23 protein-coding genes and 1 tRNA gene are annotated in these 24,488 nt (G+C 47.8%); 15 read left to right on the top strand and 9 right to left on the bottom strand.

Features of this window, described 5'->3' with window-relative positions; genetic code table 11:
* Nucleotides 1–33: 33 nt before the first annotated feature.
* Nucleotides 34–1,227 (bottom strand): GGDEF domain-containing protein, encoded by a 1,194-nt coding sequence (locus tag E0698_RS08530; RefSeq protein ID WP_192511272.1) that lies wholly within the window; start codon nt 1,225–1,227, stop codon nt 34–36.
* Between the two features lie 194 nt (nt 1,228–1,421).
* On the opposite strand from E0698_RS08530, the gene E0698_RS08525 reads away from it, so the two are divergent.
* Nucleotides 1,422–2,546, top strand: a complete 1,125-nt coding sequence (locus E0698_RS08525; protein ID WP_134910300.1) for a glycosyltransferase family 4 protein — start codon at nt 1,422–1,424, stop codon at nt 2,544–2,546.
* Here E0698_RS08525 and E0698_RS08520 read toward each other — a convergent pair.
* Nucleotides 2,543–3,649, bottom strand: coding sequence for a YkvI family membrane protein (locus E0698_RS08520; protein WP_192511271.1), 1,107 nt, complete (start codon nt 3,647–3,649; stop codon nt 2,543–2,545). The two genes, E0698_RS08525 and E0698_RS08520, sit on opposite strands and share 4 nt — an antisense overlap.
* A gap of 141 nt (nt 3,650–3,790) precedes the next feature.
* On the opposite strand from E0698_RS08520, the gene E0698_RS08515 reads away from it, so the two are divergent.
* The 5 genes from E0698_RS08515 (at nt 3,791) to E0698_RS08495 (ending at nt 6,334) form a co-directional block, all read left to right on the top strand.
* On the top strand, nt 3,791–4,396 hold the full coding sequence (locus E0698_RS08515; protein WP_044646364.1) for a DedA family protein: 606 nt from the start codon (nt 3,791–3,793) through the stop codon (nt 4,394–4,396).
* Nucleotides 4,397–4,482: 86 nt separating this feature from the next.
* Nucleotides 4,483–5,055, top strand: a complete 573-nt coding sequence (locus E0698_RS08510; protein ID WP_134910298.1) for a xanthine phosphoribosyltransferase — start codon at nt 4,483–4,485, stop codon at nt 5,053–5,055.
* Nucleotides 5,056–5,158: 103 nt separating this feature from the next.
* The gene (locus tag E0698_RS08505; RefSeq protein ID WP_007429850.1) at nt 5,159–5,503 is read left to right on the top strand and encodes a hypothetical protein; all 345 of its coding nucleotides are present in this window, start codon (nt 5,159–5,161) and stop codon (nt 5,501–5,503) included.
* Nucleotides 5,504–5,643: 140 nt separating this feature from the next.
* Nucleotides 5,644–5,865: a hypothetical protein gene (locus tag E0698_RS08500; protein WP_192511270.1), complete on the top strand. Its 222-nt coding sequence runs from the start codon at nt 5,644–5,646 to the stop codon at nt 5,863–5,865.
* A 139-nt stretch (nt 5,866–6,004) separates the two neighbouring features.
* Entirely contained in the window at nt 6,005–6,334 is a 330-nt protein-coding gene (locus E0698_RS08495) for a carboxymuconolactone decarboxylase family protein (RefSeq protein ID WP_192511269.1), read from the top strand.
* Nucleotides 6,335–6,473: 139 nt separating this feature from the next.
* On the opposite strand, the gene E0698_RS08490 is transcribed toward E0698_RS08495, so the two are convergent.
* Nucleotides 6,474–7,013, bottom strand: coding sequence for a hypothetical protein (locus tag E0698_RS08490; protein ID WP_134910296.1), 540 nt, complete (start codon nt 7,011–7,013; stop codon nt 6,474–6,476).
* A gap of 220 nt (nt 7,014–7,233) precedes the next feature.
* On the opposite strand from E0698_RS08490, the gene E0698_RS08485 reads away from it, so the two are divergent.
* Nucleotides 7,234–7,317 (top strand) — tRNA-Leu (locus tag E0698_RS08485).
* A gap of 426 nt (nt 7,318–7,743) precedes the next feature.
* A complete protein-coding gene (shc, locus tag E0698_RS08480) occupies nt 7,744–9,633 on the top strand; it encodes a squalene--hopene cyclase (protein ID WP_192511268.1) in 1,890 nt (629 codons plus the stop codon).
* Between the two features lie 687 nt (nt 9,634–10,320).
* Here the strand turns inward: shc and E0698_RS08475 are convergent.
* Nucleotides 10,321–11,820, bottom strand: coding sequence for an MFS transporter (locus tag E0698_RS08475; RefSeq protein WP_192511267.1), 1,500 nt, complete (start codon nt 11,818–11,820; stop codon nt 10,321–10,323).
* A gap of 133 nt (nt 11,821–11,953) precedes the next feature.
* Here E0698_RS08475 and E0698_RS08470 point away from each other — a divergent pair, with 133 nt between their 5' ends.
* The 3 genes from E0698_RS08470 to E0698_RS08460 all read left to right on the top strand — a co-directional run bounded on the left by E0698_RS08470 (nt 11,954) and on the right by E0698_RS08460 (nt 14,445).
* Nucleotides 11,954–12,772: a MerR family transcriptional regulator gene (locus E0698_RS08470; protein ID WP_192511266.1), complete on the top strand. Its 819-nt coding sequence runs from the start codon at nt 11,954–11,956 to the stop codon at nt 12,770–12,772.
* A gap of 90 nt (nt 12,773–12,862) precedes the next feature.
* Nucleotides 12,863–13,375 carry a peptide-methionine (S)-S-oxide reductase MsrA gene (msrA, locus tag E0698_RS08465; protein ID WP_192511265.1) on the top strand — a complete coding sequence of 171 codons (513 nt, stop codon included), beginning with the start codon at nt 12,863–12,865 and terminating at the stop codon, nt 13,373–13,375.
* Between the two features lie 122 nt (nt 13,376–13,497).
* Entirely contained in the window at nt 13,498–14,445 is a 948-nt protein-coding gene (locus E0698_RS08460) for a divergent polysaccharide deacetylase family protein (protein WP_192511264.1), read from the top strand.
* Here E0698_RS08460 and E0698_RS08455 read toward each other — a convergent pair.
* A complete protein-coding gene (locus tag E0698_RS08455) occupies nt 14,420–15,181 on the bottom strand; it encodes an N-acetylmuramoyl-L-alanine amidase (RefSeq protein ID WP_149094877.1) in 762 nt (253 codons plus the stop codon). The genes E0698_RS08460 and E0698_RS08455 overlap by 26 nt on opposite strands.
* A 292-nt stretch (nt 15,182–15,473) precedes the next feature.
* Here E0698_RS08455 and E0698_RS08450 point away from each other — a divergent pair, with 292 nt between their 5' ends.
* Complete coding sequence (locus E0698_RS08450; RefSeq protein WP_025685457.1) at nt 15,474–15,665, top strand: YqzE family protein; 192 nt, start codon at nt 15,474–15,476, stop codon at nt 15,663–15,665.
* Nucleotides 15,666–15,759: 94 nt separating this feature from the next.
* Here E0698_RS08450 and E0698_RS08445 read toward each other — a convergent pair whose 3' ends face one another.
* The 4 genes from E0698_RS08445 to E0698_RS08430 all read right to left on the bottom strand — a co-directional run bounded on the left by E0698_RS08445 (nt 15,760) and on the right by E0698_RS08430 (nt 20,967).
* A complete protein-coding gene (locus tag E0698_RS08445) occupies nt 15,760–16,860 on the bottom strand; it encodes a hypothetical protein (protein ID WP_192511263.1) in 1,101 nt (366 codons plus the stop codon).
* A 253-nt stretch (nt 16,861–17,113) separates the two neighbouring features.
* Nucleotides 17,114–18,103, bottom strand: coding sequence for a YqhG family protein (locus E0698_RS08440; protein ID WP_192511262.1), 990 nt, complete (start codon nt 18,101–18,103; stop codon nt 17,114–17,116).
* Between the two features lies 1 nt (nt 18,104).
* The gene (locus tag E0698_RS08435) at nt 18,105–19,991 is read right to left on the bottom strand and encodes a DEAD/DEAH box helicase (RefSeq protein WP_192511261.1); all 1,887 of its coding nucleotides are present in this window, start codon (nt 19,989–19,991) and stop codon (nt 18,105–18,107) included.
* Nucleotides 19,992–20,127: 136 nt separating this feature from the next.
* Complete coding sequence (locus E0698_RS08430) at nt 20,128–20,967, bottom strand: helix-turn-helix transcriptional regulator (protein WP_149094873.1); 840 nt, start codon at nt 20,965–20,967, stop codon at nt 20,128–20,130.
* Nucleotides 20,968–21,128: 161 nt separating this feature from the next.
* Here E0698_RS08430 and fabF point away from each other — a divergent pair, with 161 nt between their 5' ends.
* The 3 genes from fabF (at nt 21,129) to E0698_RS08415 (ending at nt 24,398) form a co-directional block, all read left to right on the top strand.
* Nucleotides 21,129–22,367, top strand: coding sequence for a beta-ketoacyl-ACP synthase II (fabF, locus tag E0698_RS08425; RefSeq protein ID WP_192511260.1), 1,239 nt, complete (start codon nt 21,129–21,131; stop codon nt 22,365–22,367).
* A 234-nt stretch (nt 22,368–22,601) separates the two neighbouring features.
* Entirely contained in the window at nt 22,602–23,576 is a 975-nt protein-coding gene (locus E0698_RS08420) for a helix-turn-helix transcriptional regulator (protein ID WP_192511332.1), read from the top strand.
* A gap of 78 nt (nt 23,577–23,654) precedes the next feature.
* Nucleotides 23,655–24,398, top strand: a complete 744-nt coding sequence (locus E0698_RS08415) for a zinc ribbon domain-containing protein (protein WP_192511259.1) — start codon at nt 23,655–23,657, stop codon at nt 24,396–24,398.
* The last annotated feature ends 90 nt before the right edge of the window (nt 24,399–24,488 follow it).

The following is a 24,488-nucleotide window of genomic DNA, read 5'->3' as shown; positions in this document are numbered from 1 at the left end:
TAATTTACAGCTAACAGATGGCAGACTGCATGTTTATTGTGCGCGTGCCGCCCGACTTTTTTTCACTTCTGCTGCCTTATAAGCTGTGACCTTGTTTTTGCCCGTTGTTTTGGATATATACATAGCCTGATCGGCCTGTTTGACCAGTTCATCCGGGTTCATTTCCTTCTTTAACGTGCTGTGCCCGACGCTGATGGTCACGATGCTTTCATCGGCGACCCGCTCACGGATTCGTTCCGCGACCTGTTCGACCTTGGCCCGCCGATCAACCACCATCGCGACCAGCTCCTCGCCGCCGTATCTTCCGGTTAGTCCGATGTCATCCAGTTCTTCTTCCATAATCTGTGCAACCTGTTTAAGTACATCATCCGCGCGGGCATGGCCCTGCGTATCATTCAGCTTTTTGAAATTATCAATATCGCAAAAAATGACCGATACGCGGATTCCCTGCTCCATATATCGCCGCAATCGCCCCGAAAAGTATTTACGGTTATACAGGCCAGTCAAACCATCAGTAATGGAGGAACGGTAAATCCGTTGAAGCAGCTCCACAATCCGTTCGAACAGGATTAGAAACAACGTAGTGTAATACAGCAATGGCAAAAATGACATCCATAGGACTGTGCTTGTTGCACCTTTTTCAGCCGGAATGTCGCCTCGCAACCACAGACAGCCAAGCCAAAGCAAATAGAACAGTAAGCCCAGTGCAAACTTTTTGGGCTGACCGATTCGTGGGATGATGAATACAAGGCTCAAAGTAAGCACAATGAGTCGATAAAGCAGGGTGAACCCGACGAGATTTGCTGCGCTGATCCAACTGGGCAGCAATCCGGCAGCCCATGCGCTAACTGGCAATATCAGTAGCGCTCCCAGCAACAGCAAAGACCATGCTCCCGCACGTTTTAGCTTCCGGTAGAGCTGAAATACGGCGGCATTGGTAAGCACAAAAGCAGCAGCCTCCAGCGTATTTTGCCACACGATTCCTTGTAGCGGCATTTTGCCGCCACCTGCCGAATAGAGATTCATGGCTTCATATGTCATAATAAAAATAGCGGCAACCGAAAAAAGGATATAGGCTTTTTTTCGCTGTCTGCTATATATGATCACGCACATCAGCGCCATCATGAGTATAATATACAAACCGCAGGCGGCACTTACAGCCCCGGCCAGAGATGGGAAACCGAAGGTTCCCGATAAGGACAACAACGTCAACGTCACCGACTCCATCTGTATAGATAGTGAGTCTATTGAACGGGGAATATGGTTCCGATACAATAGACAGGATTTATTCCATTAAAAATGTTATAATTTTCTTTTGTACTTAGCAATTATTCTCAATATATCATTTTTCAGAAAATCCGGAAACCTATACATACAACCTGTGTTCCGGGCAGTACAACGCTTGAAAGGGGAAGCACGTCATGAAATTGCTACAGGCTCTCTTTTTCCCACCCGAGCAACCGGGCGGCGTTTCATCTATGATTCCATATCTGCAAGAGCGATTTATGTCCCCGCGTTGGGAAATGGAGCTATTTTCAATCCCTAAACGGATTCGTAATAAGGGCAGGGATGAAGTCATATTTGATACCTTTGACTGGACGCAATATGAACAATATCCGATTGTCCAAAAATATATTCAGACGTACCGTGACTATTTGTGGTGGACCCGGCTTCGCATTCAGAAGCCCTTTGATCTCATTCATGCTCATCATCCGATTGCCGGGATTGCTATGAAAACTGTTTTTCCCGACATCCCGCTCGTTCAGACGATTCACTCTTCTTATGAGAAGGAGTTAATTCTAAACGGTAAAATAGAGGAGAACGGGCCTGAGCATCAATTTCTGGTGTCCTTGTATCGGGAGTTGGAGCATAAGGCCGATCGCCTGATTGCAGTATCCCGCTCTTTCCAGCATTACTTGATGCCATATGTACAAAATCCGCAAGATATTGTGGTCATTCCGAATGGATATGATGAGAAGCGCTTCAAGCCCATACCACATGAAAATGAAGTGACACAGCTTATAACTGTCTGTCGCCTTGTCCCTGCCAAAGGGCTGGATACTTTGTTACAGGCCTGTGCCGAGCTGAAAAAGAGAAATCAGAATTATGTGCTGCATATTATCGGAGATGGTCCCATTCGACCCGAGCTGGAAGAGCTGGCGCGGCGGTTGGATATTTACCATGAAACGATCTTTTATGGATACACGCTTCATCCAGAAGAGTTTATGCCTTTCTTTGATGTGTTTGTTTTGCCTTCACGAGCGGAGGCCTTTGGTTCCGTGTTTGCGGAGGCGGCTTTGAGCTGTTTGGCTTTGGTGGGTACAGAGGTGGGGGGAATACCGGAGCAAATTGAGGATGGGGTAAATGGTCTGCTTGTGCCACCCGACAGTCCGGGGGCACTGGCAGACGCATTGGAAAAGGTTATCGCAGACCCTGCCTATCGTTATGAGCTGGCGCGATCTGCCTGCGACAAGGCTAAATCGAGCTATTCCCTGAGCAGGGCTGTTAATGAGCTAAAGAAAATGTATTTGAAATTCCAGCCCTAACCATGGCGTGTACCACCTGATTTTGAATCAGAATGCCGAAAGCTGGAGCGAGGACGTGAGGAACGGAAGGGTCCCCCACGTCCTGCCATGATCAGCTTGCTCACCCACATCAGACTAAGCATCCCGAAAATGGGATATAGAACGGACAGCAGTGAGCTGAAACCAAACTGACTGATTAGAAAACAGGTGAGCATAATGAATAGTGTGATGAGCTTAGGTGAAATTTGGATATGCTGGCGGATTTGCAGACTGACACCGTAAATGTCGGCCACGAAGGTACTGAAGATTTCCATGAAAATGAGTAAAATATAAATGATTTCGACCAGGGCCCCCAGACGGTAAGCAATGCTTCCCATCGGGATCTCAAATTGCCGAATTCCCGGCATATGTGCCGACATGGCAAAGTGAGCAGACATGAGCATAAACCCGACGCCAATCCCGCCCAAAATCCCGCCCCAGCGAATCGTTTTGCGGGAAAAGGTTTGACTGCCGAGTGGTACAAGCACAGCTTGGGCCATTGCCAGATTGAAGGAAGTATACAGCAGCGGAGAAATCCAGGCTCGCAGTATACTATAATCGGACGTATTTGTAATAAAGCTCTGCGGGTTTGGCATGGAGAGTGTGTTGTTAATGAGCAGGACAGACATAATCATCATCATAGGGACAACAATGGTGTTCATATGCAGGATAGCCTTGATTCCTTTGCTCAGCAGTAGATATGTTCCGATCAGTGTAATGAGCAGTCCGGTCTGGTAATGCAGGTGAAGGTGTTCAACGAAAACAGAACCCGCTCCTGCCAGCATCACACTGTTGACACCAATCAGTACGATGAGCGTGAACCAGCTAATCCATTTACCGGCTCTGGCTCCAAAAAGGTGCTTGTTCAGATCCTCGTAGGACCGAGCTGAAATATCGTGAGCGATCAGCATCATTTTCGTACCCAGCCATACAAATATGAGTGTGGACAGCATGATGGTGAGTGTAGCCCAACGTCCGTACTGTGTGAAAAACTGCAATATTTCTTGTCCGGTAGCAAATCCGGCACCGACGATTGTTCCGATGTATGTAAAAGCAATCTGCAAAACATGAATATTACGTTTCATCCCCAGTCCCTCCTTGCCTGCTTGAATAACGCTGTAGCGAGCATATAATACAAACTATGTTCAACTGAAATGGGACATGACTGGATGAGACTGAAAATAATTATAGTTAATTTAACGAATAGCTTGACGGGAGCGTAATTTATGGGTCAAATCCTTGCATGGATACTGGAATACGGATATTTGGCAATGTTCGGCTTGCTTGCCCTTGGAGTAGCCGGTATGCCGATACCTGACGAAGTGCTGATGATCGCCTTTGGCGGGCTCGTGTCTCAAGGACACTACAACTTTATTGCCGCGCTTGCAGTCACATTTTCCGGAAGTATGACTGGCATGATGCTTAGTTATACGCTCGGTCGTTTGCTAGGCAAGCCGCTGCTGCATCGATACGGTAAATGGGTGAGGCTTACGCCATCGAGAATTGCTTCTTCCGAGAACTGGTTCGGACGCTACGGCACTTGGGGCATTCTGTTCGGTTACTTTGTTCCTGGCTTGAGACATGTGTCCTCATATCTGGCAGGTACGACCCGTTTGAGTGTCTTTCGCTATATGATGTATGCATCGGCGGGCGCATTGCTGTGGTGCGGCACGTTTCTGGGAATTGGACATGCGGTGGGCATGCACTGGGAACAGGTGGCGAAGCTGATGGAAAAGGTGACACATCGGATAGGGCTGGCGGTCATTCTTCTGATTATTTTGGGAGGAATAGTCGCGTGGTTTTGGAATAAGCGTAAAAAAAATGTCACATGAACGTATGGGAAAGCAAGCTATGGCTTGAAAGCGTCAGGTGATGTATGGTACTTTTACCGCATAGGAATGCAGTGGGAGGTCATGGAATGGAAGTATTAAAGGAACGGATTATAAAAGAAGGCGTCGTTGCGTCGGATCAGGTGTTGAAGCTGGATGGATTACTTAATCACCAGGTTGATCCGAAGCTGACGATGGAAATGGGACGAGAGTTCGCAGCTCGTTTCCGGGAAGAGAATATTACGAGAGTGGTAACCGTGGAATCCTCAGGTATTGCCATAGGTTTCGCAACAGCATTGGAGTTGGGTGTACCACTGGTGTTTGCCCGCCGCAAAAAGACTTTATTGGCCGACCCGGACGCATTATGCGAACGTGTGCCTTCATTTACGAAAGGCATTGTCACGGACATTATGCTGTCCCGTCAATTTATTCATGAGCATGACCGTGTTCTGTTCATTGATGATATTATCGCCAATGGTGATGCCGCAAGAGGTATGGTCAAAATCATTCAACGCTCCGGTGCGGAGCTGGTCGGATTCGGCGTGGCCGTGGAAAAATGCTTCCAGGCCGGGGCGAGAACGATCCGTGAGCAGGGTATACGGGTAGAGTCACTTGTCAGAATTTCATCGTTAACTGACGGCAAGATCGAGTTTGCCGAATAGTAACAATTCAGAAACTGCTGATCCTTATTTCTAATAATAACCTTTGCATGAGCTTCAATTTCGCTTATAATATAGATAAGGTTTTGGGAGAGGAGGCAGCAACATGGGGAAAGAGCAATTGACCGAACAGTTTTTTCTGGAAAAACTGGCAGCGGCTAAAGTACATTTTGAACGTGCCTTGGATTGTAAGCATACGGAATTTGACGATTTGTATCCCTATATGATTGAACATCCTCAGTTTTTTTGGTACAAACGCTATGTGGCCTGGTCTGAGTTGTTGACGTTGGTTAACTTATGCGAAGAATTGTCCTTCTCTTGGAAAGAAGAATTTACTGCCCACCAAGTGGAATACGTAGATCAGCGAGTGTTGTCTGCACAAGTGCTGGACTTCTGGTACGAGAAGAACGATACAAAAGAACATGATCACAGTGTAAATCAGTCGGGATAATTTGTCGCTCTGTTGGCAATCCATATAAGTAGTAAGAGGGAAGAGACCTAAATGATTTTGTTTAGGTCTCTTTTTAAACTTTTTAATGTGCATAGATGATAGCTGCCGTGTTAGAAACGATTGTATAAGGGGGGACAGGGATGATTAATGATGAAGAATTAGACGCCTATCGGCTCTCCGGTGAGAAGGTGCGCGTCGTGCGGGATGGGCTGGAGTCCAACGATGTGGTAGGCATAGTGCTGGCGTGGGACGAGGAGCAGGTACTTATCCGCCGCCAGAATCGGCGTGTGGTCAAGCTGGATCGTAGCTATACATATCAGCCGTTCAGCGAGCCGCGTCACAATCCGATTGAACTGTATTAGACGAATGGGTCTCGAGCTGGCTGGATAAAAGGGTTTGAAGTGACTGGATAAAATAGGTGTACGTGTTGATGGCATATGCAGCCTGTAAACCGGACACAGTACATAAGAATATACTCCATATGAGAGGGTGTGCTGTGTCTTGACGGTTATGAATGAGAAAATACATGCGTATAAGGATCAAATCAGTCATTTAGAAGATAAGCTGCCGGAGGTAGTTTATGCCTATCATCGTTTCACCGGAGAGTGCTTTCAAGCCGGGAGCTTAGACGAGAAAACCAAGCAACTGATTGCGCTCGGCATTGGCTTATTTGCCAACAACGAGGTTTGTACGTTTTATCATGTGGACGAGGCCCGGTCCAAAGGAGCCAGTGATCAGGAGATTATGGAGACCATTGCTGTAGCTGCAGCGGTAGGCGGAGGACACGCTCTTAGCCAAGGGGTTACACGTGTACAGAAGGCGCTGCAATAAAGCGAATTATTAGTGGGAATTCTTTATACACCGTTCATAGCGGGTAGGAATGGATAACGATAGCTGATGTTTATGTAAAGAAGCTTCCGAGCACGCTTGTGCCTGCGGAAGCTTCTTTCGTTTGCGGGCTGTGCGGGGATTATGCACTTCCGCTTGCGGCAGAAGCAGCAGGGCGAAGCGATTTACGCTTATAGGCCGAGGAGGATGTAACCAGACTTCGTTCAACAAACCGTAGGGGCTTGGAAGCTGAGCGGCTGTCTGGAAACTCGGAGCGATGTTTTTCGGGTAAAGGGGAGGCAGCTGTATGAGGCATAGAGGTTGAGAGCCCCAGATAAGCGCGCATTCGTTCATACATTTCTTTGCGGAATACAGGCATAGCCATACTGAACTGCTCTTTATTTCCTTTACTTATATAGGTGGCGTGAACGCCTGAGTGGTTTTGTTGTATGTCCAAAACACGAATATGACATTTATTAAATTCATGTTTTATTTCAGATAGTAAGATTCCGGTACGATCTACTCCTGCGTTAACCATTTCGACATAAAGATCAGGCGTTTTCAGCATACCGCTTTCTTCAAGAATAAGACTGTCCCGCTCAAATACCTTTTGAATAAAGGTAAGGAGCAGATAATTTTTCACAAGAGACAATTCATTCTGAGTAGTAACTGAAGAGATCATAACCATTCACCGCCTTAGGAAAATGTGATGATAATCCATATCTGACTGAACGAAAAGAACTAGCGTTCTCAGGAACTTATGTTCTTATTTTAGTGTATTATTCCTAATTTATCAAGAGGGAATAAAAATATATAGTGTTTGACTTCTTCTTATGAGCATGGTATGATCTATCTTGTCGCTAAGAAAGATTGATCTTTCGAGGACGAATGACAACATATATGCGGTCGTGGCGGAATTGGCAGACGCGCACGGTTCAGGTCCGTGTGGGCTAACCCCCGTGGAGGTTCGAGTCCTCTCGACCGCATCATCTTAAAAATGAACGCTCTTGAATTTCTCCTGTGGAAATTCAGGAGCTTTTTGCATATTCGGGTTATGTAAAGTGTACTCGTGACACCCAGATGTACCCCCTCATGAATGTTTGCTGCATTGGTGTAAGCGTCTAAATCGCCAAGTACGAGAATGACTGTAGATGCGGTCTTGATTTTGATTTGTTTCTGGCGACGGCCTTCAAAATCTGGCTGGACATTCTATAATAGCAAGGAGTATCATGACTGTTTCTGAAAAAGCCAACTTTATATCGCACCAACAAAAGAGTCTGTAGTCCTGAAATGGTATGGGGTCCTTTTTGGTGTTTAATGCTTAACCGTCAGACGACAGCAAGCGGCACATCATTTCCTCGTACCGGCGTTCATATAATGTACATCATGACGTTATATGGAGGTACAAGAGAATGGGCGATGCACGGAGCGCGGTCGATGAGGGGACAAGGAAGCTGAGGAACTTTTTTATGCGCCAGCAGCATCAAGACGGATCATGGCATTTTTGCTTTGAGAACGGGGTGACGATGGATGCTTATGTCATGATCCTCTTTCGGATATTGGATATACAGAATGAAGAGCTGATCCGGCGTCTGCATGATCGCATCCTTGCGGAGCAGCAGCCGGAAGGCTGTTGGCGTTGGTACCGGGACGAGCAAGAAGGTAATTTATCCGTTTCCATTGATGCCTATTATGCCCTGCTCTATTCCGGGTACAGTGAACCGACGGACGAGTCGATGGAGCGGGCCAAGCGCTACATCCAATCGCAAGGTGGACCTGGGAAATCGACCAGCATTCTGACAAAGGCGATTCTCGCTGCAACGGGGCAGCGCAAATGGCCAGCATCGATCTCGTTCATACCGCTGGAGATCATCCTTTTTCCTGCCTATATGCCAATTAATCTGTATGAATTCTCAGGTTATTCCCGCATCCATCTGATCCCTATGCTGATCATGGCGGACCGGAATTTCTCTATATCAACGAATAAGGCTCCCATTGTATCCGATCTGTTCGATTCACGCTATGATGACGATGAGCCGCAACCCCAGGAGCACCGGGAGATCGCGGAAAGCATACGTATCGGTCTCAGCAGACTCCTCGGAACTCCCCGTTATATCCATGAAGCAGCTCTAAACAAGGCGGAGCAGTTCATGCTGAATCGAATCGAATCGGATGGCACCCTATACAGTTATGCGAGCAGCACCATTCTCATGGTTTTTGCCCTGCTTGCACTGGGCTATGATAAACGGCATCCGCTTATTTTAAAGGCCGTTCAAGGGTTGACAGAGATGCAGTACCGCTTTGACGGTAAAGCTACCATTCAGAATTCGCCCTCAACGATCTGGGATACGGCCTTGATCTCCTATGCGCTGCAGGAGTCCGGCGTCGCCGGGGATCATGAGGCCGTGCAGCGGTCGGCAGCCTATCTCTTATCCAGACAACAGGACAAAGCGGCGGATTGGAGTGTTCATAATCCGGATACGGTTCCTGGCGGCTGGGGATTCTCCGAGACCAATACCTTAAATCCCGATGTAGACGACACAACAGCCGCTTTAAGAGCGATTCACTGCCTGTCCCGTACGGATCCTAAATATCGTGACTCATCCACCCGGGGACTAAACTGGGTTATGTCTATGCAAAATAAAGACGGCGGTTGGCCTGCGTTCGAAAAAAACACCAATAAGAAAATGCTCACATGGCTGGCCATAGATGGTGCCAAGTCCGCCGCTATCGACCCTTCGGGAGCCGACCTTACTGGACGCACATTGGAATACCTCGGAAATTGTTGCGGATTCGACACGAGGCACGATTTCATCAAACGGGGGGTCAACTGGCTGATCTCCCATCAGGAGAAAGACGGATCATGGTATGGAAGATGGGGGATTTGTTACATTTACGGCACTTGGGCGGCACTGACTGGTTTAGAGGCTGCCGGGCTCCCGGCGGACCATACTTCGATTCAAAAAGGAGCGGAATGGCTCTTGCAGATTCAGAATTCGGATGGGGGCTGGGGTGAATCCTGCATCAGCGACCGGGTGATGAAATACATGCCCTTAGGGGAAAGCACGCCATCCCAAACTGCGTGGGCACTCGATGCACTCATCGCGGTTCAGCCGCAGCCGTCTGCTGCCGTAAATAGAGGAATATACACGTTGATGGAATTGCTGCAAAACGACGATTGGCCGACCGCATATCCCACGGGCGCCGGGCTCCCGGGTAACTTCTATTCTCATTATCATAGCTATCGTTACATCTGGCCGCTTCTGACCCTAAGCCATTATAAGAAGAAATACGGGGAATAAGGAGCCATACAGCATCTATGTGGCAGGAATGGTTATATGGTGTGAGGGCTTAGCTCGTACAGGATGACTTTATTGCTCGGAATGAAGTCAATATTCCCCATAGAATGAAGGTATTGGTCAGGGGAGGAGAGAGGCCTTCCCGAAGCTGTCGCTTCGTTAATTTGTCAATGGTAGAGAGTGGGCTGGTTCGGTTGTCGTTCTCTCCGAGTTCTCTCAAACGTCCAAAATCGACCACATTTTGCCGACTTTCCGGGCGCTTGAATTAGACGAAGAAACCGTCAGAAACCTTGATTTTACAAGGGTTTTGACGGTTTTTTAATTCCGTTCCATTGACTTATATTCTGCTAGGATCCCAATCGCATACGCGGTTCAGGTCCGTGTGGGCTAACCCCCGTGGAGTTCGAGTCCTCTCGACCGCATCATCTTATAAAATACAGGTTCGTGAATTGCTTTTGTAGCAGCTTACGGACCTTTTTATATGCTTAAGAGATTTAAGCTGTTGCTTAAGACCTGTGTCGAATAAATTTCTAAGCTATAATTCAGGTGTTCATAACTTTTGGCCATTATGGAATCAAATCACTCACCTTGATCAGCAAATGCTGCTGTCTAAACAATACGAATAAAACAACTGCCGCTCGTAAGATATAGCGGCAGTTGTTTAGTATTAACTGCATGAAATTAACTGTATCAGGACTCAGCTTCTCCTCTTTTCTTTGAGCGCGCCCCTGCCAAATGGACTACTAGCGAAGCTACCACCAAAAATGCAGTTACACCTACAATGATAACAAAAAAGGATTGATCAAAAGCAGAACGGCCTGCAGCTTTCAATGCCTCTGCAGCCTGTGCAGGCAAACCCTCTGCAACCAGGAGTGCTTCATCCAGGCTGTCTTTCACATTCGCAGGAACATGGAGTCCCGAAGGGACTTTCATAGCCAGAGTATACACAAGGGTTGACATGCTTCCGATGATAGCAATCCCCGATGCTCCCCCCATTTCATAGGCAACTTCCTCAATGGATGCAGCCATACCTGCTTTCTGAGGGGGGGCATAGTTCATAATGGAATGAGATGCCGCTGTCATACCTGCTCCCAAGCCTGCACCAAGCAGGGCCAATCCAAGGATCTGCCCGGCAATGCCTGAATTAAATTGCATAAGATAGATGCCCATACCCAGACCGGCAATCAGAAGAGAGATGCTCTTAATACGGATAACGTCATAGCGATGCAATATGGACCCGGTTAACGGGCCGGCAATGAGAGATGCAATCGGTATGCTTATCGTGTACAGTCCTGCTTGGAGAGGCGACAGACCTTCCACCAGTTGAAGACGCTGGGTTACAATATATTGAATCCCCATCTGTGCAAATGCACCCACCAAGGCAGTTATAAATCCGGTGCTGAACCTTGTAATTTTGAATAAAGTAAGATCAATAAGAGGGCTGGCGCTTTTATTTTGACGACGGATAAAGATGATAAGTGCCAAAACGCCGATAACCGTACCTATTACGGCCAATATTAGAGACCCGTCACGACGGGCAAACTCTTTGATTGAATAGATGAGTCCCACCATGGCGATCATGATTTGGATGGAACCGGTAAGATCCCATTTTTTCTCTTTATTGCCCGCATGTTTTGGAACATAAATCAGAGTTAATGCAAAAGCAATGATCGCAATCGGCAAGTTAATCAAAAATACAGAACCCCACCAAAAATGCTCTAAAAGAAGCCCGCCGACGATAGGACCTAGTCCTGCACCTCCTGCGGAAACGGAGCCCCAAATTCCGATCGCTAATCCACGCTCGCGTTCATCGGTAAATGTAATCCTAATGATTGACAAGGTAGCGGGCATCATCATAGACGCTCCGACTGCAAGAAGAACCCGAGACGCCACTAATACAAAGGGCACGGGAGAAAAGGCGGCAGTAAGCGAAGCAGCAGCAAATACAAGCAAACCGAGGGTGAAGATTTTTTTATAACCCAATCGGTCCCCAAGCGTTCCCATTGCTGGCAGCAGACCCGCCATAACGAGCGAGTACCCATTCAGAATCCATAATTTTTCTGATGCGGATGCACCGAGGTCATGGGTTAGGCTTGGCAATGCCGTGTAAAGGATGGTCATATCCATTACAATAAGTAAAAGTGCGCTTGATACGATAGCCAGAATCATCCAACGTTTGAATTTAGACATGTTTTCCTCCGTTAATACAAATTTAAGGTATTGCAATTAAAACTTTAAACTATAGGGTTACACTATACTCAAGTAAAAATTCATGGGTATACTAAAATTATTAGGTTTCTAAAATCATAACGGAGGAAGAGTTATGTCAAAAAGTCACAGCCAATACTTTACTACCAGTGAGCTTGCCAAAACTTGCGGAGTTACCAAACATACCCTGTTCCATTATGATGAGATTGGACTCTTAAAACCAGAATTCACAAACTCAAAAGGCTATCGTTATTACTCCATTCAGCAATGTTACACGCTTGATATTATTGATGTGCTGAAGAAGGCGGGGAGTTCACTACAGGAAATCAAGGGATTTATTCAGAATCAGAACACGCCTCTACTCATAGAACTGCTCAAACAGAAACTGCATGACCTGGAAGTAGAACGGATTAGAATAAAACGGTTGCAAGGCCTTTTGAAAGGCGCCATTGAAATGACGGAGCAAGCTAACGGAGAATTACGCGATGGGCCGTCGATTGAGGAATGTGAAGAGGAATATTTCATTGCCACACCATTGGAACAGGGAGATGGTGATAAGGAGTTTGCTCACAAATTAAGCGAACATCGAGATTATTGCGAAAATCACTTTGTTGATTACGAGTTTCCGATCTGGACGATTTTATGCAAGGATCGTTTTGAGTCAGGCGATTATTATACGGACTATATTGCCAATAAACTTAAGGCTCCGATTTTGGAGGAGAGAATGATCACCAAACCCCAAGGACTCTATGCAGTCATGAATCACAGAGGATCATATGAAACAATGTCAGAAACGTATTCCATTATAAGAAAATATATAGAGAGTAATGGGAAGGCTATATGCGGAAATGCCTACGCGGTGGAATTGCTCAGCTATTTTGCAGAAAAAAATCCGGACGACTATGTAATACGGATATCGGTTGAGGTTTGTTAAGGGAGAAAATTTCTTTTATAAGGTTACCCTTTAAGATATGATAGAAAATAACGCATTTTATGATGAAGCTATTGAAAGGTTGGATGAGAGATGGAGAAAGCAACTTTTGCAGGTGGATGCTTCTGGTGTATGGTGACTCCGTTCGAGGAGCAGCCGGGCATTCATGGCATTGTCTCAGGCTATACTGGAGGGACGATTCCCGATCCGACCTACGAACAGGTTAAAACAGGAACTACAGGTCACTACGAGGTGGTGCAGATTACTTTTGAGCCTGAGCTGTTTCCTTATGAAAAGCTGCTCGAATTGTATTGGCCGCAAACAGACCCTACTGACGGGGAAGGTCAATTTCAGGATCGGGGTACACAGTACAAGTCCGCTATTTTTTACCATACGGACCAGCAACGGGATCTTGCAGAGCAGTCCAAGGAGCAGTTGGCAAAAAGCGGACGTTTTGACAAACCCATCGTGACGGAAATTCTTCCGGCCTCCATATTTTATCCGGCAGAGGATTACCATCAGGATTATCACAAAAAGAATGTGAAGCATTACAAGGAAGACCGCGCCCAATCGGGTCGTGATGAGTTTATAAATCAGAACTGGTAAGCAAGTTTAGCATACATTTTGCGTACGTAAGGCAGATCAGGGATAACCCTTTGGGTCTGCCCATACATATTTAGGACTCGTTACTCACACAATGAAGGGACAGAGAAGGAGGCTGACCTGTAATGAGTAAACGAACGAAACTTCACCTGAGAAACATCATAAAGAAGGCTATACAGGCTACTCGCAGCCGTAAAGAGCCGACCTGTGCACATGTGGTTTTCCAAAATCCGAGAATGAAAAAAAACTTAGCTGCGTGTATTGTGGTAGGTCTTGTTTTTACGGTATGCGGGAATGTCTGGAGCATGGATGTAGCAAGCGCTGCGGGTAAGCAGGATCAGCACCAAAAGATGGTGGCCGTCATTATCGACGACATGGGCAACAACATGAAAGGGACTGAGCAAATTTTAAATTTGCCGGTTAAAATCACGGTTGCGGTGATGCCGTTTCTGCCCTCCACCAAGCAGGATGCCATAGAAGCTCATAAGCGCGGTCATGACGTCATTGTACATCTTCCAATGGAGCCAAAGCAGGGAAGACCAGAATGGCTTGGACCTGGAGCGATTAAGGCGAATATGTCGGATGAAGAAGTACGCGCCAAGGTGACAGCAGCTATTAAGGAAGTCCCTTTTGCGATAGGTATGAACAATCACATGGGCTCCAAGGTCACCTCAGACAAACGCATTATGTCCATCGTTCTCGACGTTTGCAAGGAGCGTGGGCTATTTTTTGTCGACAGCCGTACGAACTATTGGTCTGTAGTACCTGAACTTGCTGTTGAAAAGGGAATGCCACCGGTGCGCAATGACATTTTTCTGGATGATGCCCATACACTCGCCCATGTGAATCGGCAATTAACCAAGGTGGCTGAATGGGTGGACGAGCACGATACCTGTGTAACCATTGGTCACGTTGGTGTAGCTGGCATGCACACGTTCTCGGCACTTCATTCATCGGTTCCTGCGCTAAAAGATCACGCCAAGTTTGTGGGCATTAGTGATTTGGTGCGTTCCGTATGGGGATGGAAGGGAGCTCCTGCCACCCACACTACCATACCGTCAAATGAGCAATAATGCCTTCGGCTATCGCTTCTGCAACGTTTTTTTGACCGCGATCCCCGGAAAGAATAGCCCTGTCCTGTTCATTGCTGATAAATCCGGTTTCTACGATTACAGCGGGAGGCTGGATTTTATTTAAAAGATAGAAGGGTTTTCCGTAAACCGTTTCTCTGTTCATGCAGAATAAGCGGTTTAATGAATGTTGAATCCGCTCTGCCAACAGATAGCTGCTGCCTTCATCCTGGTACAAAACAATCGGTCCCCGTTTTTCGGCACGTTTGGTCCAATTCACATGCAGACTGACGACCAAAGCAGTAGGTAGTTGTTCTGCCAGGCTTTTACGCTGGGCCAGGTCTTTCAGATGCCGGGATTTGGATTGAAGCCAACGATTATCGTCGCTTAGAGCATAGTCCTTGTCCCTGTTTAAGACCGCGGGATAGCCCTGTGAGCGTAAAATCAGGTACAGTTTTTGACCTATTGCGAGATTGATGTCTTTTTCCAGAAGCCCTTTATGGCCCGTTCCACCGTCCACGCCTCCATGACCGACGTCTATAAGCACAACGGGTTTGGCAAAAGCGTGATACGACGAATGTACGTTGAATTGGCTTTCTGAGTCTTTGTTCGGATAGATGCTTTTTTCGCCGGGCTGGGCGCTTGCATAGGCAAAGGGTACAAATACAGCACTGCAAAGGACACTTAAACTTAATCCCAGTCCAGTTAACCATTTGATGTTTAGCTTTTCTTTTCGCACGTCCCATTCCTCCAGTAGACGGATTGATTATTTTCCAGTTAAGGCGCTACGGGTACTAATCAACCATATAAAGCAGCATAACTGCCTTAAACATAACCATTATTCTTCGGGTAACTGTTTTGTTTAAGATAGTATGTTCCATTTAAGGGAAGTCATGCATAGTTATTCCCGCAGGGTTAGCCTTTTTGGAAAATGAGCAAGCTATGCTTATCTGCATCCAACGTGTGAATTTGATGTTTTCCTGCAATGCGAACAAAATGTCAGGGATGCAGTTTAAAGGAGGTCGCGGAGGATGGCCAAGAGTGACGAACTGGTGACGTACATTACGCAGCGAATTGTTCGGTATATGGAAACGCCGCGCGATGTGCGCCGTAGCCGCAAACAATCCAGAGAGCCATGGGTATACAAATGGTTCGGAATGCTGCCGCTCGCTCTGAATATGTGGATTAAATCCGCACGCAAAGGGCGAAAGGAGCGGCATTAAACTCGCCAAAGAGACCACAAGAGGCATACGGAATGCCGTTTGAGGTCTCTTTTTGTGTTATAGAAATGTTCAAGAATGATTTCGTAATTTATGACTAAGGATGGATACGATAAAATTCACCGCCAGATAACAGCCGGTCCAGCGGCACAAAGCGGGAAAGCCCGGTGCGGCAAGTTGCCGCATACATAATAGGATGAGACAGATCAGGCGAAGGGTTCCAGGATTGATATCCGTTAATAGCCAAAGGGCCGCCAAAGGCAAAATTTATGCTGGTCGCAGAAAATACGATACGTGATGATTCATTCAGTGTGTTGGTAAACTGATTTACGTTATGGATGGAAAGCTTTTGTTGGGGTAGAAGCCAGCTAAGATCGTCATAGGGGTCAAAAGGCTCAGCCGAAAGGGTAATCGCCTGTGCCCCTGCTTTCAGAGAAAGAGCGGAAGAAGAAGAATTTGTGCTGCTGTGGAGCTTGTTTTTCCAGCTTCCATTGGCTACCTCCGCAGGCAATGGATCACCCGTAAAAGCGTCGATGCATACTTCGCTGCCCGTGGAGGAACGCACTCGCCAGTAGGCTAATAGCGGTTCCTCATACATGGGAGTAATTTGCAGCTTGTCGATGGATGAAAGTTCAGTTTCTGTGAGTGATTTAAGGGATTGGCGGAGTAAATTCATACTGTACGGCCCACCCGGCCCGTTTCCGTATTCATTAAGCTGATAAGCGCCGTTATGATCTGCCCCGATAATCAGGTAGCCAATGTATTCACCTCCACGATTCACTTGCACGAGCCAGCTATGGGTTCCGGGTCCGAGGGGATGGTAGCTAAGCTCGGCATCTTTCCACTGGGCAAATGGAGGCTGTGCTGATAGCGACTGTACCGTATCGGAGGAAACCCGCTTTACGTCCGTTGGTACCCCTTGCTCCTGAGCAGGAGGACTTGCGGAAGAGTTATCCGGAGAAAGGTAGGGGCTTACAGGAGCCGCCTCGGTTTGCTCCTGCTTCTCAGCTTGGTTTTGGTTCGTGGGTTCCGCTGGGGAAACCAATGAACTTGCTTCGTAAGGGGGTGACGGGTTTGCGATGTGATCTTGGGTTGCTAAGGGGGCCGCTTGAATGGAAGCAAACGGACAGACTGCGGACAGACCGATCAGAACAGCCGCAATCATACCAACGCTATAGTGTCCGGAATTTTTTTTCAATGAAATCCACCTTTCTGACGGCATAATGCACCGATGGAAGCTTTTTTATCCAGCATATAGCTTGTCCGATAAAAAGACTGCTACACCTTGTCGGCACATCTGTCCTGACCGGGTTCGTTTTTTGCTGTCGATAAGTAGCAACAGGCTTGGCAAAGCTTGTCGGTACAGCAATAAACCCGATATAGTCTGAAGCACGATGTTAAAAGCTGACGATACCTCTGCAACTAGCCTGCGAAGGAGCGTGAGATATCGGTTACCGCAGATGAAATATCCCGCAGTTAATGGCGGATACAAGCACCTTCGGTTCATATTGCCATACCATTTCTTTGCGGCGGGCTTGATGCTGCTCTTGTACGGCTTCTTTTTGTTCCTCTTCTTCTTTTTGCTCCTTGACCAAATCATCGTAATAGTGATCAATAACCTCCAATTCCTCGCGCAGCCGTTCTCTGGCCTGCTCAGCCCACTTGTAATCCTGTTGGCTTAGCTGAACATTGAGATAGTTTTCCAGCGAGGTGGAGGCCTCCGGAACAGATAACTTTGCAGGCTGCACATGCATATTGCCTGCCAGCAGGGGGCTGAGCTGCCGGGATTCGAGCATGCCGCCAAAGTCGGGTACAATCGTGCCGCTTTTGAGCGAAATCCCGAGCCAATGCAGCTCTTCCCGCTTCAAATCACAGGCAAATTCGATCTTGTAGCAGACGCCTAGCCAGGCTTCATACACTGCGGGAGAACGGGCGGATAATTGACGAGCATTGGGCTGCTCGAACAAATTGACATATTTCCCTCCATCCCGTGCAGCTTCAAAAATTTGATGCAGCCGACGACTCCCATAACGCAGCTCTTCCTGCAAAATACGTCCGGGCCCTAGCTGCGGTAACGCCGGAACATGACCGAAGTAACGGCCCATGACCTGATCCTGCGCCGGGCTGCCGGACGCTGGGGCTGGTTGTGGACCTTGCCCCGGTTGTGCTTGTGACGGGGGGAGGGACGTATTTTCCATCGAACTCTCCTGTGCCGTCCGGTAGGCTTCCCCATCGAAAATAAAGGTGAACGACATCGTTTGCGCCGGAACACCCGTACGCTCCACATAGCCCCAATAGTAGGGGCGGTTCGTTAGAGCTTTATCCGCTTCGGGAGAAAGCTTGACGGTCACATGGTTGGGCGACCTCTCGATCACGCTGCATCCGGTCGCTTCCAGATACGTGAGGACAAAGCGCTGTACCTGCTGTGAATTCATGGTCATATCAGTTGCCTCCTTTCGCGCTGCGTCGGGCTTTGGCTGGAGGGGCGCTGCCTGAAAAGCCTAGCAAAGCAGCGGTGGCTTGGCTTGTCCCCGTCAAACGCCCGTTGATCTGATTGGCTTCGGAGGACATATCGGTTGGCGTATCCGAAGTAGGTGGACTTTCTGTGCGAATCTGTTTCATTTCCTGTTTGATCGAATCCAGCGAATGACCGAGCTTTTGCATTTTTCGGCGTATTTCATCATCACTGCTGGATTCAAGCATGATTCTATACAGGCTCTTTTCAATGGATTCCTTCTTTTCAAACCGTTCCAGAATGACGTCCAGCCCGCCTATAACCATTTCGAACATATTGATTTTTTCATGCAGCAGGTGGAGGATATGCTCTTCAATCGTTCCGGTGGTGGACAGGTTGAAAATATTCACATCATGTGTCTGTCCCAGTCGATGCACACGTCCAATCCGTTGTTCCACACGCATGGGGTTCCACGGTAGGTCAAAGTTAATCATATGGTGGCAAAATTGCAGGTTAATGCCCTCGCCGCCCGCCTCCGTGGCAATCATCACCTGAATGCGTCCGCGGAACAGATCCATCATCCAGTCCTTGCGTCCCCGGTTCATGCCGCCTCGGTAAGGAACAGCGGATAGCCCCCGGTCGCGAAAATAGTTCAGCAAATATTCCTGTGTAGCCCGGTATTCGGTAAAAATAATTACTTTTTCGTTCATTTGACGAATGAGTTCAAGCGCTTTTTCCGCCTTGGAATTGGCTTTAATCGCTTTGATGTGCGCGACCAATTCCCAGACGCGATCACGCAAGGGAGAGTCGGGCGCCATCTTTTTAGACAAATTGACAAGCGTTACGAATACCGCATCCCGGCTACTGCACACTTCCCGCTGAAGGGTAACGAGGGACAGCATACTGCTCAAATTTCCGCCATTCGCCTGATATTGATCCTTGACAAAGGAAGTGACTCCATCGTATAGCGCTTGTTCTTCCGGCGAAAGCTCCAAGTGAATGTTGGAAACATTTCGTTTGGTGAATTGGACCGGCCCTTCGCCGCGACGGTTGCGGATCATGACTTTGGACAGCTCATCCTTGAGCTGATCCTCATTTTTAGGTAGACGTTTATCCACAACGAAGTTAGCTGAAAAATCTCCGTGTCGTCCTAACTGACCGGGCTTAAGCAATGTAATGAGATTGAACAGTTCGGACAGATCATTTTGGACAGGGGTAGCGGTCAGGAGCAAACAATATTTTTTTCGCAGCTTCATAATAAACTGGTAGTTGGATGTTTTTTTATTTTTCAGCTTGTGGGCTTCGTCGATAATGAGCAGATCATAATCAGTGTCCAGCAGGATGTTGCTGTGTGGCTCCCGCTTGGCTGTATCCATAGAGGCCACGACGACCTCGGACGACCAGGAATATGCTTTTTTCTGAGCGACAGCCGGAATGCCAAATTTGCTGTTCAGCTCACGAACCCATTGAAGTACCAGAGAAGCGGGGACAAGAATAAGCACTTTAGCGGCAAGCCCGCGAACCAGATATTCTTTTAGAATCATTCCAGCTTCGATCGTCTTACCCAAGCCGACTTCATCAGCGAGGATGGCGCGACCGGACATTTCAAACAATACTTTACGGGCCGTATCCAGCTGATGGGGCAGCGGAGTGAGGTCTTGCAAATGCTTCAGACATTGAAGCTCATCAAAGCTGGGGACCAGCTTGGCCTTTTCCGCCTCAATCGCCAACTGATATAGACCCCAATCTCCCCAAGGTCCTCCTTTGCGGAGGCGTTGGTCCAGCTCATCCTGCCAGCTACGGTCGAATTGCACCGGAACAGGCAGTGGTGCCTGATTTTGTGATTGTGGGGAACTTGTCGATTTGGCTTTCATGATGAATTCCCTCCCTCCTAGTAATGGCGCAGATGAAGCTCTTGGTTCTGTCACATCGTTGGCATCTATGTTGCACAGATCGTAGATGTAGTATGGACGGAAAAAGATATCTTCATAACAGGAGGGGTGAAATCCTTTAGCTGCCTTCCATTAGCTTTTGGAGTTTGCTTTCTGTAGAGGTTTGTGCGTTCGGGGTGTAGATGCTGCAACGCAGATCGACGCTGCCCTGCACCTGAAGGGAGGTCAGGTCAAACAACATTTTGCCTGCCTTTGCATGACGAAATTCAATCAGCACCTCCGGCGCAGAGCTGACCTCACTCTGATTCCAAAGCTCATTAAACTCCGGATAAGCCCGGCTCATGTTCTGTATGAACTGTGCATACCAAGGGTCCGTCACATATTGTCCGTAATAAGCGCGGAAAATAGCAAGGAATCCTTTGACGAAATGCTCCCAGTTTACAGCCAGACTTTTAAACTCTTTTTTGGTAAACAGCAGCTCAATCATGTTGCGCTGTTCATGGGGCAGCTCTGCAAAATCCATAAACACATGAGCCGCGGCTGCATTCCAGCCGACAATATGGCAGCGCCGATCTGAAATAATAGCAGGGCAATAGCGCAGCTCCTGTACTATTTTTTGCAGGGATGGAGAAATAACCGTCTGCTCTGCAGGAGCAGGAGGTGTTTGAAATCCGGTTTCAAGCGCCAAATCATACAAATACTTTCGTTCGTCCGCGTTTAGCTGCAAGGCGGCGGCAATGGCATCCAGTACAGAGGCGGACACCTTGATATCGCGTCCCTGCTCCAGCCAGGTGTACCATGTGGTGCTGACACCTGCTAATTGAGCCACTTCTTCTCTGCGCAAGCCGGGTGTTCTGCGGCGTGATCCGTTCGGCAGACCGACCATATGCGGGTGTAAACGGGCTCTTTTGGTTTTAAGAAAAACAGATAGTGCTTCCAGACGTGCTTCCGGTTTCATAGCGAGTTCTCTCCATTCGATGGTGGATAAGTAATGAGCAGTTAAGGCTCTAACTATAGTAGTGTTCATTATACCAGGATAAACAAACACTTGTAATAGGATAAGCTAAGGGTAAAATGAGGATTATAAGTAAGCAATCGAGCAGGAGGAATGAAGAGCGTATGCAAAGAGTTGTAATTACAGGTATGGGTGTGGTTTCACCACTGGGCAATGACGTGGACACGCTGTGGAAGAATCTGCTGGAGGGTCATTCAGGTATACGAAAAATAGACACGTTCGACGTGTCTGATTTGAAAGCACAGATCGCCGGGCTGGTACAGGATTTTGATGCAGAAAAGCAATGGGGACGTAAAGACGCCAGACGAATGGATCGCTTCACGCAGTTTGCGTTGTTTGCGGCAGAGCAAGCGCTGAAGGATTCCGGTCTGGAGCTGGATAACACGAATCTGGAGCGTGTTGGTGTCTATGTAGGATCTGGGGTCGGCGGTCTGGATACGTTGGTGGACAATGTGAATGTATTGGAGAATCGTGGGCCAGGCAGAGTCAGTCCGACACTGGTGCCTATGATGATTTCAAATATGGCTGCGGCGCAAATCAGTATTGCGTTCGGAGCAATGGGTCCCACGCTTTCGCCGGTTACGGCCTGTTCCATTGGAAATACGGCGATTGGAGAAGCGTTTCGTACGATTCGCACAGGAGATGCGGATGTGATTTTTGCAGGTGGAGCGGAGGCAGCGGTTACCAGACTGGCGCTTGCGAGCTTCTCCAATGCAACGGCCTTGTCGACTCGTAACGAGGAGCCTTCGATTGCGAGCCGACCGTTTGATAAGGACCGCGACGGCTTTGTTATGAGCGAAGGGGCGGGCATTCTGGTACTGGAATCGCTGGAGCATGCTGTTCAGCGTGGCGCAGAAATAGTTGGGGAGGTCATTGGCTATGGCGCAAGCTCGGATGCCTACCATATGGTTGCACCGCACCCGGAAGGGACTGGAGCTTATCTGGCGATGAAAGCAGCCCTTCAATCCGCCCGTATCACGCCTGAAGAGGTGGATGTGATCAGTGCGCATGCAACGAGTACGCCCGTTGGCGATCTGGCCGAGACCCTCGCGATACACAAACTGTTCGGTGACCATGCCTACCAAATTCCGGTTACCGCGAATAAATCCATGCTCGGTCATATGCTGGGAGCCGCAGGCGGTGTCGAAGCCATTGCACTTGTACAGAGTCTAAGGGAAGGCATCATTCCGCCAACGGTTCATCTGGACAACCCGGACCCGGCTTGTGATCTGGACTATGTGCCTCACGAAGCACGCAAGGCCTCATTAAATATCGGGCTATCCAATTCCTTTGGATTTGGCGGTCACAATGCGGTCATCGTTATTAAGCGTTATGAGCCATAAGTGAAATAAATGATTTAACCTCAGGAGTTCTATCCAACGGGATGGAATGCCTGAGGTTTTTGCTATTGGCAACGGGTTCATTTTAGATAAGAGATAGAGTAAGATGGAGGAAAACATTTGGAGGCGCATTGGAAGTAATGATTTTAATCAGGAACATAGAACCAGCAGATGCTGAAGCGTATTGGAATTTTAGGCTGGAAGCTAGTGCGATTAATGGTGAAAGGTTTTGGAGAGATGAAAATTGAACGGTTGCTTTCTATCGTCATTTTGCTGTTGAAAAAAAATAGAATTCAGGCGAAGGAACTGGCAGATTTGTATGAGGTTTCGATACGGACGATCTACAGAGATATCGAGGCGATTAGCCTGGCTGGTATTCCGGTGGTAACTTATCAGGGGGCAAATGGGGGAATCGGCCTGATGGATGGCTACCGCCTGGATCGCAGTGTGCTGACGGATGGCGATGTGAAGGACATTGTGATGGGCTTGCAGAGCTTGTCCTCGTCGTTAGGTGGACCGAATGTGACCCGGCTGCTCGATAAATTTGAAAGCATTATACCGGATTCGGGAAAAGCGAAATTCAGTGTTAATACCACACAGTTTATCGTCGATCATTCGGGTTGGGGAAATCAGTCTGCGCAGGAGAGCAAGCTGGTGAAGGTGAAAGAGGCGCTGAGCCAATCGCGTACGATTGCTTTTACTTACAGGAATGCGCAGGGAGCCGTGACCGCACGGAAGGTTGAACCGCACACACTCGTTTTGAAAGGACAGCAATGGTTTGTATATGCTTATTGTCTCGACAAGGAGCAATTTCGTCTGTTCAAACTATCCCGCATGAGTGATCCTGTCGTGACGGAGTTGGCTTTTACTCGCCGGGATCTTTCCTATGAAAAGCTGCCATGGAATGAGGAACGGCTTGCGGAGGTTAAGACGGTACAGCCTTTTACGCTGCAATTTAACCACAGATCCCGGCATTTGGCGGAAGACTGGTTTGGCGTGGAAGCATTGACTGAGCAGGAAGAAGGGATGTATACAGTTTCGGTTCCTTTTCCCGAGGATGCGTGGATGTACGGATTTATTTTAAGTCTGGGGCCGGATGTGATCGTCAAGGAACCTGCTCATTTACGGGAAAAGATTCGGGATATGGCGTTACGTATTGCATCCAATTATGGAGAGCCCCTGATAGAAAATCCCGAAAAACATAGAATATAAAAAACAAACCTGACGGATAGTTGTCAGGTTTGTTTCGTTATACTGATGTCATATCAATCACGAAAGGGGATTTACAAAATGGATAAAGCTTGTCAAAGTTGCGGGATGCCGCTGGAGCATGAGGAACAATACGGAACGGACGCACAACAGGTCAAAACAGATGAATATTGTAAGTATTGTTATAAGGAAGGTGCGTTTGTTCAGCCTGATTTGACGATGGAGGAGATGATTCAGCAGTGCGCACCTATTCTCGCAGAGCAAGGGATGCAGAAGGAAGAGGCTGTTGCAATGATGCGTAGTTATCTGCCAAATTTAAAACGCTGGCGTTCACAGGAGAGTACGGAACGTGAAGAAGATTTTAAACCGATTCGGGAGGAAAGTCGGGGGGAGATTCGCCTGATCGGACTGGCAGCACGTACAAGCAACCGGAATGAGCAAACATCCCAGGCAATCATTCCAGGCATGTGGGAACGCTTCTGGAGTGAAGATGTGCCTGGACGGATAAGCGGGCATGAAGAACACCGTTCTGTCTATGGTTGCTATTCCAATTATGAAAATGGGGTTTTTGGCGACTATACCTTTTTTATCGGAAAAGAAGCGGCTGCGGATGGTGAAGCTCCTGACGGTCTTGAACAACTCGTTATTCCGGCTGCGCGTTACGCTGTCTTTCAAGCTACACCCGAACCTTCCTCGGTCTTCCGGGTATGGCAAGCGATTTGGAGCTGGGCCGCCTCGGGACAAGCAGAGCGGACGTACACAGGTGATTTTGAAGTGTATGGCAATCCTGATGAGCCTGTACTAATTTACATTGCGATCAAGTGATTGTTTGTCTGTCACCAATTGAAAAAGAAACCCTCCAAATAAGGATATGGGAGGGTTTCTTCTCTTAAGCAATTCGCATTAATTCTTCCA

Source organism: Paenibacillus sp. 23TSA30-6 (assembly GCF_014858585.1).
In the GTDB taxonomy this organism is placed as follows: Bacteria; Bacillota; Bacilli; order Paenibacillales; family Paenibacillaceae; genus Paenibacillus.
This window is presented reverse-complemented; position numbering and strand designations above follow the sequence as displayed.

What these genes read in the sequence shown, in the direction of transcription:
- E0698_RS08530 (WP_192511272.1), bottom strand. Translation starts at nt 1,227, where the DNA reads ATGGAGTCGGTGACGTTGACGTTGTTGTCCTTATCGGGAACCTTCGGT.
- E0698_RS08510 (WP_134910298.1), top strand. Translation starts at nt 4,483, where the DNA reads ATGGAAGTATTAAAGGAACGGATTATAAAAGAAGGCGTCGTTGCGTCG.
- E0698_RS08515 (WP_044646364.1), top strand. Translation starts at nt 3,791, where the DNA reads ATGGGTCAAATCCTTGCATGGATACTGGAATACGGATATTTGGCAATG.
- E0698_RS08500 (WP_192511270.1), top strand. Translation starts at nt 5,644, where the DNA reads ATGATTAATGATGAAGAATTAGACGCCTATCGGCTCTCCGGTGAGAAG.
- shc (WP_192511268.1), top strand. Translation starts at nt 7,744, where the DNA reads ATGGGCGATGCACGGAGCGCGGTCGATGAGGGGACAAGGAAGCTGAGG.
- E0698_RS08435 (WP_192511261.1), bottom strand. Translation starts at nt 19,991, where the DNA reads ATGAAAGCCAAATCGACAAGTTCCCCACAATCACAAAATCAGGCACCA.
- E0698_RS08460 (WP_192511264.1), top strand. Translation starts at nt 13,498, where the DNA reads ATGAGTAAACGAACGAAACTTCACCTGAGAAACATCATAAAGAAGGCT.
- fabF (WP_192511260.1), top strand. Translation starts at nt 21,129, where the DNA reads ATGCAAAGAGTTGTAATTACAGGTATGGGTGTGGTTTCACCACTGGGC.
- E0698_RS08505 (WP_007429850.1), top strand. Translation starts at nt 5,159, where the DNA reads ATGGGGAAAGAGCAATTGACCGAACAGTTTTTTCTGGAAAAACTGGCA.
- E0698_RS08475 (WP_192511267.1), bottom strand. Translation starts at nt 11,820, where the DNA reads ATGTCTAAATTCAAACGTTGGATGATTCTGGCTATCGTATCAAGCGCA.
- E0698_RS08440 (WP_192511262.1), bottom strand. Translation starts at nt 18,103, where the DNA reads ATGACCATGAATTCACAGCAGGTACAGCGCTTTGTCCTCACGTATCTG.
- E0698_RS08420 (WP_192511332.1), top strand. Translation starts at nt 22,602, where the DNA reads ATGAAAATTGAACGGTTGCTTTCTATCGTCATTTTGCTGTTGAAAAAA.
- E0698_RS08525 (WP_134910300.1), top strand. Translation starts at nt 1,422, where the DNA reads ATGAAATTGCTACAGGCTCTCTTTTTCCCACCCGAGCAACCGGGCGGC.
- E0698_RS08415 (WP_192511259.1), top strand. Translation starts at nt 23,655, where the DNA reads ATGGATAAAGCTTGTCAAAGTTGCGGGATGCCGCTGGAGCATGAGGAA.
- E0698_RS08490 (WP_134910296.1), bottom strand. Translation starts at nt 7,013, where the DNA reads ATGATCTCTTCAGTTACTACTCAGAATGAATTGTCTCTTGTGAAAAAT.
- msrA (WP_192511265.1), top strand. Translation starts at nt 12,863, where the DNA reads ATGGAGAAAGCAACTTTTGCAGGTGGATGCTTCTGGTGTATGGTGACT.
- E0698_RS08430 (WP_149094873.1), bottom strand. Translation starts at nt 20,967, where the DNA reads ATGAAACCGGAAGCACGTCTGGAAGCACTATCTGTTTTTCTTAAAACC.
- E0698_RS08450 (WP_025685457.1), top strand. Translation starts at nt 15,474, where the DNA reads ATGGCCAAGAGTGACGAACTGGTGACGTACATTACGCAGCGAATTGTT.
- E0698_RS08470 (WP_192511266.1), top strand. Translation starts at nt 11,954, where the DNA reads ATGTCAAAAAGTCACAGCCAATACTTTACTACCAGTGAGCTTGCCAAA.
- E0698_RS08520 (WP_192511271.1), bottom strand. Translation starts at nt 3,649, where the DNA reads ATGAAACGTAATATTCATGTTTTGCAGATTGCTTTTACATACATCGGA.